The sequence below is a fragment of the Acidimicrobiales bacterium genome, assembly GCA_035531755.1.
GTDB lineage: Bacteria > Actinomycetota > Acidimicrobiia > Acidimicrobiales > UBA8190 > DATKSK01.
Genome location: DATKSK010000016.1, coordinates 36,236 through 50,894 on the forward strand (window position 1 = coordinate 36,236; position 14,659 = coordinate 50,894).

Sequence of the window (14,659 nt, forward strand, 5' to 3'; positions counted from 1 at the left end):
CTGGGCGTCAGGCGGGTCGGTCCCGCACCGCCCGCCGCAACGCCTTGCCCGCCAGGCCCCGGGGGAGCTCGGGGACGAACCGCACCGACGTCGGGCACTTGTAGCGCGCCAGGTGGGCGGCACAGTGGGCGCGCACCAGCTCCTCGGTCACCGTCGCCCCCGGGGCCGCCACCACCACGGCCTCGACGGCCTCCCCCGTGGTGGGGTCGGGTCGGCCGATCACCACCGCCTCGGCCACGCCCGGCACCGCCTGCAGCACCCGCTCGACCTCGGCCGGGAACACGTTGAACCCCGAGACGATCACGAGGTCCTTGGAGCGGTCGACCACGAACAGGTCGCCCTCCTCGCCGATGACCCCGATGTCACCGGTGCACAACCAGCCGTCGCCGGTCAGGACCTCGGCCGTGGCCACGGGGTCGCGCCAGTAGCCCGCGAACACGTTGGCCCCGCGGACCCGGATCTCCCCCGGGTCGCCCGCCAGGGCGGGCTCGCCCGCCTCGTCCACCAGCATGACCTCCACCCCCGGCAGCGGGCGACCGACCGAGCCGGGCCGGTTGCGCCCCGTGCCGAGGGACGTCGACACCGCCGGGGAGGCCTCGGTGAGCCCGTAGCCCTGCCACAGTGCGATGCCGTAGCGGCGCTCGAACCGCACGGCGACGTCGGCGTCGAGGGCGGCCGCCCCCGAGATGGCCCGGCGCACGCCGGCGAGCGGCGACGCGCCGTCGGACTCCTCGCCGGGAGCGTCGGCCCACGCCGAGAACATGGTCGGCACCCCGAGGAGCGTGGTCACGCCCAGGTCGTGCACGAGCTGGAGCGAGGCCTGCGTGTCGAAGCGTGTCTCGAGGACCAGCGCCGCGCCGGTCGCCAGGCCCAGGCCGAGCGCCACGTTCAGGCCGAAGACGTGGAACAGCGGGAGGGCCACGAGCCCGACGTCGTCGGCGCGCAGGATCTCGGGGATGCCGAGCATCTGGCGGAGGTTGGCGAGCAGGTTGCCGTGAGTGAGCATGGCCGCCTTGGGGTCACCGGCGGTGCCCGAGGTGAAGAGCAGCACGGCGATGTCGGCGTCCTGGCGCGCCACGGGGGCGAGGGGCCGCGACTCGCCGGTCCCGGTCGCCGCCGACAGCTCCTCCCAGGTGACCGGCGCCACCGCCGACACTGCGGCGTCGCACGCCGCCGCCGGCAGCACCACGGACCGGGCGACGTCGCCGCCGTCACCGTCGCCGGCCGGCGCCGTCACGGCGGCGGCGGCCAGCAGGACAGCCGGCTCCACCACCTCGAGCTCGCGCCGCACCTCGTTGGCCGGGCTGTTGGGGTTGAGGGGCACGGCCACGGCGCCGGCGGCGAGCACACCGAGATAGGCGACCACGAAGTCGACCGACGTCGGCCAGGCGATGGCCACGCGGTCCCCGGGCCCGACTCCGAGCTCGACGAGCCCGGCCGCCACCGCGCCGGCGCGCCGGCGCACGTCGCCCCAGCTGTGCCAGTGCCCGTCCTCCCACAGGGCGCGGGCGGCGGCGGGGTGCTCGTCGACGAGCGAGGCGAGGTTCACGGCGCGGCGTCCTCGTCCGCCCTCACCGCTGTGCCGCCCGCTGACCCGCTGTCCCCGGCCGCCGACCCGCTGTCCCCGGCCGCCTGCACTGTGACGATGTCGCCCGGCCGCACCGCCAGCACGGTAGCGGCGGACCGCCGGTCGCACACCAGGGCCAGGTGACCGTTGGCGTCGACCACGAGGCCGAGGCCGCCGTCGGGGAGCAAGGCGAACGTGGTGGCGGCGCGCGCCCGGTGGGCCGAGCCCCCCGCCGTCACGCCGACCTCGGCGCCCAGGCCGGCGCGCGCCGCGTCGCCGGGGCGGGCCGCCAGCTGGACGTTGCCGAAGCGGTCCACCCACTGCACCTCGGCCTCGAGCATGCCGGGCGACACCGCCAGCCGCGGGGGCGCCAGGCGTTCCAGGCCCGCCGGGTCGATGTCGTCGCCGAGCTCGGCCAGCGGGGCTCCCCGCCACAGGCGCGCCGCGGCGGGGGCGAAGACGTCGCGCCCGTCGAAGGTGGAGGCCGCCTGGCCGGCGGGTGGGCCCGGCAGGGCGACGGCCTGCCGGGGACCGCCGACGGCGTCGAGCGCCCAGGGGAGCAGCCCGTTGTCGGGGCCGACGAACCGGAGGCTGCCGGCCAGCACGGCCACGGCGCGCCGGGGCGTGCCCACCCCGGGATCGACCACCGCCACCACGACCCCGGCGCCGAGATGCGGGGCGGCCCGGCTCAGGGCCAGCGCCCCCGCCCTGACGTCGAACGGCGCGACCTCGTGGGTGAGGTCGATGACCGGGGCCCCGGGCGCGTCGCGTTGGACGACGGCCCGCACCACACCGGCGAACTCGTCCGCGGTCCCGTAATCGGTCAACAAGAAGACCGCACCGACGGCGCGGCGGGTCACCCGCCCCCCCTCGTCACCGAGGCGGCCGGCAGGGTCAGCCGGCCTGCGTGTACCGGTCGGCCAGGTAGCGGTTGACGTCGTCCTCGCGGAGGCGGAACGACTTGCCGACTCGAACCGCAGGCAGCTCGCCTGCGTTGATCAGTCGGTACACGGTCATATTTGACACTCGGAGCGTGCTCGCCACCTCGCGTACTGTCAGGAAGCGAGTGCTCGTGACGTCATCTGCACTCAGTGGAATCACCCCTCTCCGCCTGAGGCGACTGTACGCCACTGTGGTGAATGAGGAAAGAGCGAGCGCCAGAAAATGGCTGCTCAGCCACCCGGCCGCCGGCCGGGCTCCCCGGCGGCGGGGCGCCGGGACTAGGCCCCGAGCTCACGGGAGCGCTCGGTGGCCGCCACCACCGCCGCGGCCAGCGCCTCGCGCAGCCCCCGCTCCTCGAGCACCCGAAGGCCGGCCTCGGTGGTACCCCCCGGAGAGGTGACCTGTGCCCGGAGGCGCTCGGGCGGCTCGCCCGACTCCGCCAGCAGCCGCCCCGCGCCGGCCACGGTGCCCACGGCGAGGCGCCGGCTCACCTCCGGGGACAGGCCGGCGGACTGGCCCGCGGCCACCAGCGCCTCGGTCACCAGGAAGACGTAGGCGGGGCCCGACCCCGACAGCCCGGTGACGGCGTCGAGCGACTCCTCGGGGACCCGGACCACGTCGCCGACGGCGCCGAGTACCTCTTCGGCCCAGGCGATGTCGGGGCCCGACGCCGTCGAGCCGGCCGCCAGCGCCGACACGCCGGCCCCCACCGTGGCGGGCGTGTTCGGCATGGCCCGCAGCACGGCACTCGACGGTGCGAGCCACGACTCCAGCCGGGTGACGGTGACCCCCGCCATGATCGACAGGACGCGGCGACACCGCGTGGCGGCCACGGACCGGCAGGCGGCCTCGGCGTCGACGGGCTTCACGGCGAGGACCGCACCGTCGGCGTCACGCGGCTCGGTTTCGACGACGACCCCGGGGAACAGCGCCGCCAACGCCGTCCGACGGTCGGGGGACGGCTCGACGATCACGATGTCGGCGGGACGCCAGTGCGCGGCCAGCAGCCCGCGCGCCAGCGCGCCCCCCATGCTGCCCCCACCGACGACGAGCACCTTCGGCTGCACCGGCGTCACGCTACCGTCACCGCCGCGGCGACAGTGTCGGTGCCCGGACGCGGCGCGGCCCGAGGAACCCTGGACGCCGGCCGCACTTCCCCGATCGACCGGCATCACCAGCCCCTCGGGCCGTGCGCCTGGCGCACCCTAGCCGGTGGACGAGCGACGCGCGCAGGCCCGATGCGCGCGCGCCGTGCGCGCGGTCACGACGTGCGGCGCGTCATCGTGCCGACGGCGTGCACCCGGCGTGCGGACTGCCGGTGCGGTGTCGTGACACGCACGCCACGCGTACGACGCCACCGGTCAGGCCGGGCGGCGGCGGCGGTAGCGGCCGGCGAACCCGATGCTCATCGCCGTCGGGAAGTACGCGTCCACGTAGGCGAGGCTCGACCCGACGATCCGGTCGAGCTCCTCCTCGGAGACGGCGCTCACGGGGACTTCGCCCACGAGGTACACGGCGTCCTCGGCGCCGAGCGCGAAACGCATCTGGTGCAGGTCGGCGTTTCGGCGCAACAGGTATTCGAACGTCTGCTCGACGTTCACCTCGGGCGCCGGCATCACCTGGGCCTCGTGGTGGAGCGTGCGTTGGCGCACGGTGAGCCACACCGTGACGAAGTCCTTTTCGTCGCCCTGCAGGCGTAGGTACCACCGACCCAGCTCGGGCTGGTGGTCGACGGCGACCACGGCGCCGTCCTCGGCGAGGCGCGCCGCCGCCCACCGCTCGATGGCCGCGTCACACGCGGCGTGCTCCTCCGGTGACGCGATGTCAGCAGGCATGGGTAGGCAGGCTCAGAAGCGGGCCTTCAGGGAGCGCGCCGGTCATCGGCGGGCACGGTCAGCGGCGCCACGAGCACGCAGCCCGGTCGTGGGAGCGCCCGCCCGTCAACGGCACGCGACGAGGCGCTCGGCCGCGAGCTCCTCGTACGTGGCCCGCAACAGCGAAGCGGCCCCGGCCCAGGTGTAGCGGCGGGCGCGGAGCACGGCCTTGGTGGCGAGGCGTTCCGCCAGCAAGGGGTCGGAGAGCACCCCGGAGACCGCGTCCGCGAACGCCGCCGGCGTCGAGGGCTCGACGAGATAGCCGGTGTGGCCGTTCTCCACCAGTGTCGTGAGCCCGCCCACGGACGCCGCCACCACCGGCGTCCCACACGCGGCGGCCTCGAGCGCGACGAGGCCGAACGACTCGGAGCGGCTGGGGACGACGCACACGTCGGCGGCCCGGTAATAGGTGGAGAGCAGCTCGTGCGGTTGCGGCTCCTCGAACCGGACCCGGTCGGCCAGCCCGAGCTCGGCCACCAGCGCCTGGAGCGCGGCCAGGTGCTCTTCGCCCCGCGGCCCGCTGGGCCCGCCGACGATGACGAGACGGGCCCCGGGGTGGTCGTCCAGCGCGGCGAGCGCCCGGACGGCCACGTCGGCGCCCTTGAGCGGCTGGATCCTCCCGACGAACAACAGGAGCGGCGCGTCGGCGGGCAGGTCGAGGGCGCGGCGCGCCTGGGGCCGGTGACCGGGCCCGAAGAAGGCGTGGTCGACCCCGGGGGGCACCACCCGGATACGGGCGGGGTCCCCGTCGTAGAGCTGGGCCAGCTGGGTGGCCTCCACCGAGCACGAGGCCAGGACCACCTCGGAGCAGCGCATCACGGCGGCCTCGGCCTCCGCCCGCCGGTGGGGCTCGTCGCTCGACACCTCCTCGGGGCTCGCCTCCGCCTTGACCCGGGCCAGGGTGTGGAAGGTCGACACCAGCGGCAGGTCGAGCTCGTGCTTGATCCGGTGGCCGGCGATGCCCGACAGCCAGTAGTTGGCGTGGACGGCGTCGAACCCCGTCTCGGCGTGCAGGGCGGGGGTGACGCCCGCGCCGGAGGTCATCAGGGACAGCACGTTGTCGGCGAACTCGTCCACGACCGCCGGGAGCGCTTCCTTCACCACCGGGCCGAGGGGGCCCGCCGGCACGTGGTGGACGCGGAGCCCGGGCTCGATGGTGACCGTGGCAGGGAGGTCCTCCGACCAGGCCCGCGTATAGACGTCGCACTCCACGCCCGCCCGCGCCAGGGCCGAGGACAGCTGGCGCACATAGACGTTCATCCCCCCACCGTCACCGGTCCCGGGCTGGGCGAGGGGTGACGTGTGCAGCGAGAGCACAGAGAGTCGTCGCACCGGCGGTGAGCCTACCTGGACGGTCCCGGACCCGATCTCGGGGCGGGGGCTCCCGCTACACCTCCGCCGTCTTGCCCCGGGCGCCCCCCGAGCCGTTCCCGGCGGGGTGGGCTCGGGCGACCGCCCCGGCCGTCCCGGCCGCCCCGGCCGTCCCGGCCGCCCCCGCCGCCCCCGCCGTCCCGGCCGCCTCGTCGTCGGCGACGGGCTCGGGCTGGACGTCGTTCTCGTGGCGGAACGACAGGTAGATGCGGATCAGCGCCTGCTTCTGCTCCTCGGTGAGGTGGGGGTCGGCGAGGATCTCGCGCCCCAGGTCCGTCTCACCGTTGCCGGGCTCGAGGATCCCGGCCTGGACGTAGAGGGTCTCAGCCGAGATGCGCAGGGCCTTGGCGATCTGTTGGAGGATCTCCGCCGAGGGTCGGCGCAACCCGCGCTCGATCTGGCTGAGGTAGGGGTTGGAGATGCCCGCCAGCTCCGACAGGCGCCGCAGCGACAGCCGCGCCGTCGAGCGCTGCTCCCGGATGAACGACCCCAGGTCCCGCCAGCGGTCCGGGAGCTGCTTGGGCACGGTCCTCCTCGTCCTCGGATGCGGGGGCGGGGGCGGCGTTGCTCAGGCCAGCAGGCCGTCGACGGACGCCTCGCCCGTCTTGTAGCGGCTCACGATCTCGGCCTGGAGCGTGTCGATGCGCTCGTGCAGGGCCCGGCGCTGGTCCGAGATGCGCGTCTCGATCTCCGTGAGGCGGTCGCCCACGGCCCGCAGCTCGTCGTCGCCCATGGTCGGCAGCGCCCCGATGTGGTCGGCGTCGAGCACGCCGTCGATCTCCTCGGTGAGGTCGGTGCTGTCGAGGTCCGGGGACATCTGCGACGGCAGCCGGCCGTACCCCGACGGGCGGGCCGGCCCCGAGCCGATGATGGACGGCAGCCGCTCCACGAGGGAGTCGAGCCCGCCGCTCTCCCCCTCGGCACGGTCGAGGCAGGCGTGCACGAGGTCGAGCCGGCCCTGGGCCAGCCGCCGCAGGAACGACACCGCCGTCTCGGCCGCCTGGCACTCGGCGCGCATGGCGCGCACCTCCTCGAGGGAACGGGTATTCACCCCGTCGAGGTAGTGGGGGGCGAGCAACCGGTCGAGCTCGGTGTCCAGCGACGCCATCAGGGCGATCGTACTCCGCCGGGTGGCGCTCCCCGCACCCCGGCCGCACACCCCCTCACCGCACCGGCCCGGCCCGCCACGGCGGTGCGTAGCAGCGGACCACCCTCCCCAGGACGGCACCCGACGGCACCGCCCCGAAATGCCGGCTGTCGGTGCTCGCAGCGGGGTTGTCCCCGCGCAGCGCCACCTCGTCGGCGAGCACGGCGGCGATGCGCTTGACGAGGACCCGCCCCCGGTCGCGCGGGTCACGCACCGCCACGACGTCGCCGACGCGCAGGCGGGCGGCCCGGGTGACCAGGAGCCGGTCGCCCGGCGCCAGCGTGGGCTCCATGCTCCCGCCCTCGACCACGACCCGGCGCGGGCGCACCCATGCGAACGCGGCGACGCCGGTGAGGGCGACCGCCGCTGCCGCCACCAGCACGGGCCGGCCTCGCCCCGGGCGGGAGCGCCCCGGGGTCACCGTCGGCCGTCTCTGGGTAAGGTGGGCACGAGCCCCATCGACTGCACTCTGCACGAAGGAGACCCGCACATGCGCATCGTCGACCGCCTGCTGTCGACCCTCGACCGGATCAGCCCCGCGTCGGCCGCCCACGCCCACTGCGACCTTCCGTGCGGCGTCTACGACCCCGCCCAGGCGAGGATCGAGGCCGAGTCGGTCAAGGCGTGCATGGAGAAGTTCAACGGGTCCGACGACGCCGTGTTCAAGGAGCGTGCCGTCTCCATCAAGGAGCAGCGGGCGGAGCTCGTCAAGCACCACCTGTGGGTGCTGTGGACCGACTACTTCAAGCCCGAGCACCTGGCGAAGCACCCCCAGCTCCACGAGCTGTTCTGGAAGGCCACGAAGGCGGCGGGCGAAACGAAGAAGACCAACGACCCCGGCGTGGCCCAGGGCCTCCTCGACCAGATCGCGGAGATCGACACCATCTTCTGGGCGACCAAGAAGGGGTAGCCCGGCGGGGCCGGGCCGTCAGCGAAGCGTGAGCGGCAGGTGGTCCGGGCAGAACCTGGTGGCGGGTGCCGTCGACAGGTCGGCGTCGTCGATGGCGTTCCCGCACACGTCGCAGTGCCCGTAGGTGCCGTCGTCGATCATGGCGAGGGCCCGCTCGACGTCGGCCAGGTCCTGCTCGATGGAGTCCAGCAAGGACTCGTCGATCTCGACCTCGACCTCCACCTCGAGCTCGGCCTCCACCTCGGCCTCCACCTCGAGGCCGGCCTCCACCTCGACCCCGAGCTCGGCGACGGCCTCCACCTCGAACGCCGGGGCGGCCCCGGGCCGGACCTCGGGATCGGTGTCCCCGGCGGTGGGGCCCCCGTAGGTTCGGGGACCGAAGCCGGCGTCGTCGTGCTCCACGCCTGCGATCGTACCGGCCGGCACCGCCCCGGGGCGCGACGGTGCACCCGTAGACTCCGCCCGTGGCGCACACCGCGGACCCACCGTCTCGGCTGGTGGGCGACGACGTGGTCGTGCCGTGCGTGGACGGGAGCGACCGGCGGTACGTGAGCCTCGACGCGGCGGCGTCGACCGGCGCGCTGCCCGCCGTCATGGCGGCCGTCGAGCAATTCGTCCCCGTGTACTCCAGCGTCCACCGGGGCGCGGGATACAAGTCGCGGCTCGCCACCACCGCCTACGAGTCGGCCCGGGCCACCGCCCTCGCCTTCGCCCGGGGCGGCGGGCCGGGCACCGCGGACGTCGCCATCCTGTGCCGGAACACCACCGAGGCCCTCAACCATCTGGCGTTCCGGATGCCCTTCGAGCCCGAGGACGTGGTCCTCACCACCGTCGTCGAGCACCACGCCAACCTCCTGCCGTGGGGGCGCGTGGCGCGGCGGCGCTACGTCGAGTGCGGGGTCGACGGCACCTTCGACGTCGACGCCGTCGTGGCGGGTCTCGACGAACGGCCGCGACCGCGCCTGCTCGCGCTCACCGGCGCCTCGAACGTGACGGGGTGGCTGCCGCCGGTCTCCGCCATCGCCGCCGTCGCCCACGAACGCGGTGTCCCGGTGGCGCTCGACGCCGCCCAGCTCGCACCGCACCGTCGGATCCCGCCCGAGGTCGACTACGTCGCCTTCAGCGGCCACAAGCTCTACGCGCCGTTCGGCGCCGGCGTCCTGGTGGGCCCGGCCGCCACCTTCGCCGAGGGTGAGCCGTTCCTCGCCGGCGGCGGGGCCGTTGACCTCGTCGACCTGGACGAGGTGTGGTGGACCGAGCCCCCCGAGCGCGAGGAGGCGGGCTCGCCCAACGTGGTGGGCGCGGTGGCGCTCGAGGCGGCCCTGCGCGAGCTCGGCCGCATCGGCTGGGAGGCCATCGAAGCCCACGAGCGGACCTTGGCGCAGCGGCTGCGCCGCGGCCTGGCCGGCATCGAGGGCGTGCGCCTGCTCGGCCCGCCCCTCGACGCCGACACGCTCGCCATCGGGAGCTTCGTCGTCGAGGGCGTGCACCACGCCCTGGTGGCGGCCCGGCTGAGCGCCGAGTGGGGCATCGGGGTGCGCCACGGCTGCTTCTGCGCGCACCCCTACCTGATCCGCCTCCTCGGCCTGTCGGCCCGTGACGTCGACACGTACCGGCAGCAGGTGCAGGCCGGCGACCACCGCCTCATGCCCGGGGCGGTGCGCGCCAGCTGCGGGATCTCGAACACCGAGGCCGACGTGGACACCCTGCTGGCCGCGGTCGCTGCCATCGCCGCCGGCGCCGGGGCGGGCGAGCCTCCCCCGGTCCCCTATGTCCAGGACGTCGGCACCGGTGACTACTGGCCCGAGACCGACGCCCCGGGATGGCTCGGCCACGAGCGCGAGACCGGCACCTCCTGCGCCCGGGGTTGAACGACACCGCCGACCGAGTCGGCGACGGCCGTTGCGACCGGCGGGGGTGCGGGCGACGGGAGCCGAGACGGCGGCCGAGCGCGGGAGCGCTCAGCCCATGGAGCCGTGGAAGGGCACACCGAAGCTGAAGATCCCGCCGTCCGAGGCGGCCAGCCAGTAGCCGGCGCTCGACGGCGCGCTCATCGAGACGACCGGGGCGTTGAGCACGTGCCCGCCCGTCGACCCCCGGAAGGGGGCGTCGCCGAAGGCGAAGATCCCGCCGTCCGACGCCGTGAGCCAGTAGCCGCGGCCGTCGGGTGTCGACGACATGCTCACGACCGGCCGGAACAGGGTGGTGCCGCCCATCGACCCGAGGAAGGGCGCGTCGCCGAAGGCGAACAGCCCGCCGTCGGAGGCGACCTCCCAGTAGCCGCGCCCGTCGCGTGTCGGTGCCATGCCCACCACGGCGCGCGCCAGGGGACGGCCGCCCATCGACCCGTAGAACGCGGCGTCGCCGAAGGCGAACAGCCCGCCGTCGGAGGCGACCTCCCAGTAGCCGCGCCCGTCGCCTGTCGGCGCCACGCCGACCACCGGGCGAGCGAGGGCGTGGCCTCCCATCGACCCGTAGTACCCGGCGTCGCCGAAGGCGAACAGCCCACCGTCGGAGGCCACCAACCAGTACCCGCGACCGTCGGGCGTCGACGCGATGCCGACGACCGGCGCGGCGAGGGGCAGGCCTCCCATGGAGCTGTAGAACGGGGCGGTGCCGAAGTTGTAGACGCCGCCGTCGGCGGTGACGAGCCAGTAGCCCTGGCCGTCGGGCGTGGAGGCGATGCCGACGGCGGGGGCGACGAGCCCCGAGCCGCCCGGTGAGCCGGGCAGGTACGTCACGACCTGGCTCCACACGAAGTCGAGGTGCGGCGACCCCGACGAGTCGACGAGGAGCTCGGTCCAGCTCGGGTACCCCTGCCACCCGGTGGCGTCGAAGCCCACGCCCATCACGCACGTCTGGCACGTCAGCGACAGCAGGATGTTGTCGCGGTGCCCCCAGCACCCGGACGTGTTCGACGGGGTGCAGTCGATGTTGGACGAGCCGAGCCCGTCGTCGTACATCCAGAAGTAGATGGCCTCGAGCGGGTTGCCCATGGCGCCGGCCCAGTTGCCGCCCCAGGTCGTCCAGGGGAAGCCGCGCGGCGGCGAGGGATCGGTGCTCTGGACGGCGGCCGACTCCGCCACCTGGTCGAGGGCGGTCGCCATGGCCGTCAACGGGGGCAGGCCCCGAACGGTGCGCTCGAGGTTGGTCGCCGTGTACAGCTGCTGCTCGGGGGAGAGCTGGGCCCAGTCGGTGGGGAGCACCATGCCGGGGAGGCCCTCGGTCTCGCGGGCGTTGTCGATGGCCTGGAGCGCGGTGGCGAGACACTGCTGGGAGTCGTCGTAGCGCGTCCCGACACAGCTCGACAGGAAGTTCGGGGACGGGGCGATGTTGCCCGCCGGCTCGGCCGGGGGCAGCGTGCCCTGGCCGGAGGCCCGGGTGACCGGGACGGGGGCGGCGGGCCCGCGCGGCGTCGCCTGCGCCACGCTGCCGGGCGTGGCGCCGAAGGGCGCCAAGGCCACGGTCGGGGCCACCAGGAGCACGGCCGTGGCCAGCAGGAGGCTGCGGGCCCGGCGGGCCACCGCCCGGCTCGCCGCGGGAAGGACGCCACGCCTCGTGCAAGGGGGAACTGCTTCCACGATCCGTGGTATCGGAGCACTGAGAGCGTCGATTAAACCACGCAGAGAGAAACCCTCACGTTGTTCGTTTGTTGTTCGGACACGTGCCGACCCGGCCTCGTCCGGGGCCCGTCAGGCGCGTCGGACCGGTCCGAGCCGCCGCGGCGGCCCGGTTGCACGGCCGGGACGCCAGACCTCGGCCGCACGTCCGGCACACGCCGGCCGTTCGCCGACGGTGCACGGCGCCCTCGCGCCGGCGCGGCCCGGCCCGCGCCGCTCGTCCGCCCGAACGGGACGAGTTTCCGTCGCCGCCCGCGGCGAGGCGCATGGCGTCCGGGCGCGGCAGTCGGCATGCCGTCGCCGCCCGCGGCGCGGCGACGGCGTGGCGCGCCGCCTCCGCGGACGCGCCGGGCGCGACGGCGACGTTCGGCGTCGTCAGGGGCGCTGTTAGCCTGAAACGCGTCGGGCACAGTGGGAGTCGTCGATGCCGTTCGAGTTGACAGAGGTGCTGCAGGCGCGGCAGGGAGAGAACTTCCGCCTGCAGGCCCGGTACATGAACCCGCAGATGGGCCGCGTCCTGAAGACGATCGGGTTCGACCGCTACTACGTGCGCGGCGAGGGCTGTTACCTCTTCGACGCCGACGGGCGGCGGTACCTCGACTTCCTGTCCGGGTTCGGCGTGTTCGCGCTCGGCCGCGGCCATCCCGCCGTCACCCGGGCGCTGCACGAGGCCATCGACGCCGATCTTCCCAACCTCGTCCAGATGGACTGCTCGCTGCTCCCCGGCCTGCTGGCCGAGGCGCTCGTGGAGCGTTCGCACCCCGGCATCGAGCGGGCCTTCTTCACCAACTCGGGCGCCGAGGCCATCGAGTCGGCCATCAAGTTCGCCCGGGCCGCCACCAAGCGGGACCGGATCGTCTACTGCGACCACGGGTTCCACGGGCTCACCACCGGGGCGTTGTCGCTCAACGGGGGCAAGGAATTCCGCGAAGGGTTCGGGAAGCTCCTGCCGACAGGCTGCGTGCCGTTCGGCGACATCGGCGCGCTGGCCAAGGAACTGCGGCGCGGCGACGTGGCCGCCTTCGTCGTCGAGCCCATCCAGGGCAAGGGCGTCAACATGGCGCCCGACGACTACTGGCCGGCGGTGCAGGAGCTGTGCCGTCGCCACAAGACGCTGTTCGTCATGGACGAGGTGCAGGCCGGCCTGGGGCGCACCGGGAAGTTCTTCTGCCACGAGCACTGGGGTGTCCGGCCCGACGTCATCACCGTCTCCAAGGCCCTCTCCGGCGGCTACGTCCCCGTGGGGGCCATGCTGTCGTCGGCCAAGGTGTTCGACAGCGTCTACAGCTCGATGGACCGCGCCGTCGTGCACTCGTCCACGTTCAGCACGAACCAGCTCGCCATGGTGGCGGGGCTGGCGACGCTGCAGGCGTTCGACGAGGAGGACATCGTCGACCGTGCCCGGCGCACGGGCGAGGCCTTCACCAAGGCCCTCGACCCACTGGTCGAGCGCTACGAGTTGCTCCACGAGGTGCGCGGCAAGGGGCTCATGATCGGGCTCGTGTTCGGCCCGCCCGAGTCCGGGCCGCTGCGGCGCCGGTGGCGGGTCGTCGAGGCCATGCGTACCGCGCTGTTCTCGCAGCTCGTGGTCCTGCCCCTGTACCACCGCCACGGCATCCTCACCCAGGTCGCGGCCGACAACACCAACGTCGTGAAGCTCCTCCCGCCGCTCGTCGCCGGCGAGGAGGAGGTAGAGCGCTTCGTCGACGCGCTCGACGACGTGCTCGGGGACGCCAGCCGGGGGTCGGGCCTGTTCTGGGAGGTCGGCAGGACCATGCTCAGGGGCGCGCTGCGGCGCACTCCCGGTTGACCGGCGACGCCGGGCCCGGCTACGGGCACGGGGACAGGGTCGCCGTCACGGGAGCGAGCGGGTTCATCGGCTCGGCCGTCACCCGGGCGCTGCTCGCCCGCGGGGCGTCGGTCCGGGGGCTCGTGGAGCCCGGGGCCGACCTGGCCAACCTGGCCGACGTCGACGTCGAGCGGGTCGACGTCGACGTGCGCGACGCCGAGGGGGTCCGGCGGGCGCTGCGGGACTGCCGGGCGGTGCTCCACGTCGCCGCCCTGTACCGCTTCTGGGCGCGCGACCCCCGGCAGTTCTACGACGTCAACGTGGGCGGGACGCTGAACGTCATGGAGGCGGCGCGCGCTGCGGGCGTCGAGCGCATGGTCTACACGAGCACCGTCGGGACCCTCGGCCTCGACGCCGCCCGCCGGGGGGTGGCGGCCGACGAGCACAGCTTCCCCGACGTGAGCCACCTGTTCGGCTCCTACAAGCGCTCCAAGTACGTCGCCGAGCACGAGGTGCTGCGGGCGGCCGCGCAAGGGCTGCCCGTGAGCATCGTCATGCCGACGTTCCCCCTGGGGCCGCGCGACCGGGTGCCCACACCCACCGGGCGCCTGGTGCTCGACTACCTGAACGGGCGTGTGCCGGGTTACGTCGACACCACCTTGAACGTGGCGCACGTCGACGACGTCGCCGCCGGCCACGTGCTCGCCCTCGAGCGCGGGGAGACCGGGCGCAGCTACATCCTCGGCGGTGAGAACTACTCGCTGCAGGGCCTGCTGGGGGTGCTGGCGGCGGCGACCGGCCTACCCGAGGCGAGGCTGCGCGTGCCCCGTGCCGTCTCGCTCGGCGTGGCGCACGTCTCCGAGTTCGTCGAGGGGCGGCTGCTGCGCCGCCACCCGTCGGTCCCGCTCGAGGCCGCCCGCATGTCGACGACCCACATGGCCTTCGACGACTCCCGGGCCCGCAAGGAGCTCGGGTACTCGCCGCGGCCGGCATCCGAGGCCATCGAGAGCTCGGCCCGGTGGTTCGTGGACAACGGCTACGTCACCGCCGGCCGGCAGGCGAAGATCACGTGGGGCGCCCCGTCCTGAGTGGTCGGCCCTGAGTGGTCGGCCCTGGCCACCCGGTCCCCGCATGCGTCCGGAGGCTCGTCGATACCTTCAGACAACCCCGTGACGCGCCGATACCCAGAAGGGGTGGACGCCATCCCCGCACGGTCCGGGTCGGGCACCCAGCAGCGGGAGACGCGATGACAGAGCCTCGACGCACGGTGGACATCGCGACCGCAGCAGCGATGGTGCGCCGACTGCAGGCCGTGGGGCTCGGACTGCGGCACGTTCGTGCCGAGGTTCTCGGTACACGTACCCGGCGCCGGGTGGCGGCCGCGATCGACGACGTCGACCACTCCCTCAGGATGCTCCGCCTCGACGCCCTCGGTTTCG

The 14,659-nt window shown here is 74.4% G+C and carries 15 protein-coding genes; 4 read left to right on the top strand and 11 right to left on the bottom strand.

Features of this window, described 5'->3' with window-relative positions; all coding sequences use genetic code 11:
- Positions 1-7: 7 nt before the first annotated feature.
- The 9 genes from VMV22_03435 to sodX all read right to left on the bottom strand — a co-directional run bounded on the left by VMV22_03435 (position 8) and on the right by sodX (position 7,283).
- On the bottom strand, positions 8-1,549 hold the full coding sequence (locus VMV22_03435; GenBank protein ID HUY21373.1) for an AMP-binding protein: 1,542 nt from the start codon (positions 1,547-1,549) through the stop codon (positions 8-10).
- Positions 1,546-2,427 carry an SAM-dependent chlorinase/fluorinase gene (locus VMV22_03440; protein HUY21374.1) on the bottom strand — a complete coding sequence of 294 codons (882 nt, stop codon included), beginning with the start codon at positions 2,425-2,427 and terminating at the stop codon, positions 1,546-1,548. The genes VMV22_03435 and VMV22_03440 overlap by 4 nt, the downstream gene beginning before the upstream one ends.
- Before the next feature lie 34 nt (positions 2,428-2,461).
- The gene (locus tag VMV22_03445) at positions 2,462-2,698 is read right to left on the bottom strand and encodes a helix-turn-helix domain-containing protein (protein HUY21375.1); all 237 of its coding nucleotides are present in this window, start codon (positions 2,696-2,698) and stop codon (positions 2,462-2,464) included.
- An 89-nt stretch (positions 2,699-2,787) separates the two neighbouring features.
- A complete protein-coding gene (gene proC / locus VMV22_03450) occupies positions 2,788-3,576 on the bottom strand; it encodes a pyrroline-5-carboxylate reductase (GenBank protein HUY21376.1) in 789 nt (262 codons plus the stop codon).
- 294 nt (positions 3,577-3,870) lie between these two features.
- On the bottom strand, positions 3,871-4,344 hold the full coding sequence (locus tag VMV22_03455; GenBank protein ID HUY21377.1) for a YbjN domain-containing protein: 474 nt from the start codon (positions 4,342-4,344) through the stop codon (positions 3,871-3,873).
- A gap of 105 nt (positions 4,345-4,449) precedes the next feature.
- Positions 4,450-5,715, bottom strand: coding sequence for a glycosyltransferase (locus tag VMV22_03460; protein ID HUY21378.1), 1,266 nt, complete (start codon positions 5,713-5,715; stop codon positions 4,450-4,452).
- Between the two features lie 55 nt (positions 5,716-5,770).
- On the bottom strand, positions 5,771-6,280 hold the full coding sequence (locus tag VMV22_03465) for a helix-turn-helix transcriptional regulator (GenBank protein ID HUY21379.1): 510 nt from the start codon (positions 6,278-6,280) through the stop codon (positions 5,771-5,773).
- A gap of 42 nt (positions 6,281-6,322) precedes the next feature.
- A complete protein-coding gene (locus VMV22_03470; protein ID HUY21380.1) occupies positions 6,323-6,862 on the bottom strand; it encodes a hypothetical protein in 540 nt (179 codons plus the stop codon).
- A gap of 55 nt (positions 6,863-6,917) precedes the next feature.
- On the bottom strand, positions 6,918-7,283 hold the full coding sequence (gene sodX, locus VMV22_03475; GenBank protein ID HUY21381.1) for a nickel-type superoxide dismutase maturation protease: 366 nt from the start codon (positions 7,281-7,283) through the stop codon (positions 6,918-6,920).
- Positions 7,284-7,391: 108 nt separating this feature from the next.
- Here sodX and sodN point away from each other — a divergent pair, with 108 nt between their 5' ends.
- The gene (gene sodN / locus VMV22_03480) at positions 7,392-7,811 is read left to right on the top strand and encodes a superoxide dismutase, Ni (GenBank protein HUY21382.1); all 420 of its coding nucleotides are present in this window, start codon (positions 7,392-7,394) and stop codon (positions 7,809-7,811) included.
- An 18-nt stretch (positions 7,812-7,829) separates the two neighbouring features.
- Here sodN and VMV22_03485 read toward each other — a convergent pair whose 3' ends face one another.
- Positions 7,830-8,213, bottom strand: coding sequence for a hypothetical protein (locus VMV22_03485; GenBank protein ID HUY21383.1), 384 nt, complete (start codon positions 8,211-8,213; stop codon positions 7,830-7,832).
- 62 nt (positions 8,214-8,275) lie between these two features.
- Here VMV22_03485 and VMV22_03490 point away from each other — a divergent pair, with 62 nt between their 5' ends.
- Positions 8,276-9,682: an aminotransferase class V-fold PLP-dependent enzyme gene (locus VMV22_03490; GenBank protein ID HUY21384.1), complete on the top strand. Its 1,407-nt coding sequence runs from the start codon at positions 8,276-8,278 to the stop codon at positions 9,680-9,682.
- Positions 9,683-9,772: 90 nt separating this feature from the next.
- Here VMV22_03490 and VMV22_03495 read toward each other — a convergent pair whose 3' ends face one another.
- Positions 9,773-11,335: a hypothetical protein gene (locus tag VMV22_03495; protein HUY21385.1), complete on the bottom strand. Its 1,563-nt coding sequence runs from the start codon at positions 11,333-11,335 to the stop codon at positions 9,773-9,775.
- Between the two features lie 520 nt (positions 11,336-11,855).
- Between VMV22_03495 and VMV22_03500 the strand changes: the two genes are divergently transcribed.
- Together VMV22_03500 and hpnA are read left to right on the top strand one after the other, a co-directional pair.
- Positions 11,856-13,241, top strand: coding sequence for an aspartate aminotransferase family protein (locus VMV22_03500; protein HUY21386.1), 1,386 nt, complete (start codon positions 11,856-11,858; stop codon positions 13,239-13,241).
- Positions 13,238-14,308, top strand: a complete 1,071-nt coding sequence (hpnA, locus tag VMV22_03505; GenBank protein HUY21387.1) for a hopanoid-associated sugar epimerase — start codon at positions 13,238-13,240, stop codon at positions 14,306-14,308. Before VMV22_03500 ends, hpnA begins: the two co-directional genes overlap by 4 nt.
- Positions 14,309-14,659: the final 351 nt, after the last annotated feature.

What these genes read in the sequence shown, in the direction of transcription:
- VMV22_03455 (HUY21377.1), bottom strand. Translation starts at nt 4,344, where the DNA reads ATGCCTGCTGACATCGCGTCACCGGAGGAGCACGCCGCGTGTGACGCG.
- VMV22_03470 (HUY21380.1), bottom strand. Translation starts at nt 6,862, where the DNA reads ATGGCGTCGCTGGACACCGAGCTCGACCGGTTGCTCGCCCCCCACTAC.
- sodN (HUY21382.1), top strand. Translation starts at nt 7,392, where the DNA reads ATGCGCATCGTCGACCGCCTGCTGTCGACCCTCGACCGGATCAGCCCC.
- VMV22_03500 (HUY21386.1), top strand. Translation starts at nt 11,856, where the DNA reads ATGCCGTTCGAGTTGACAGAGGTGCTGCAGGCGCGGCAGGGAGAGAAC.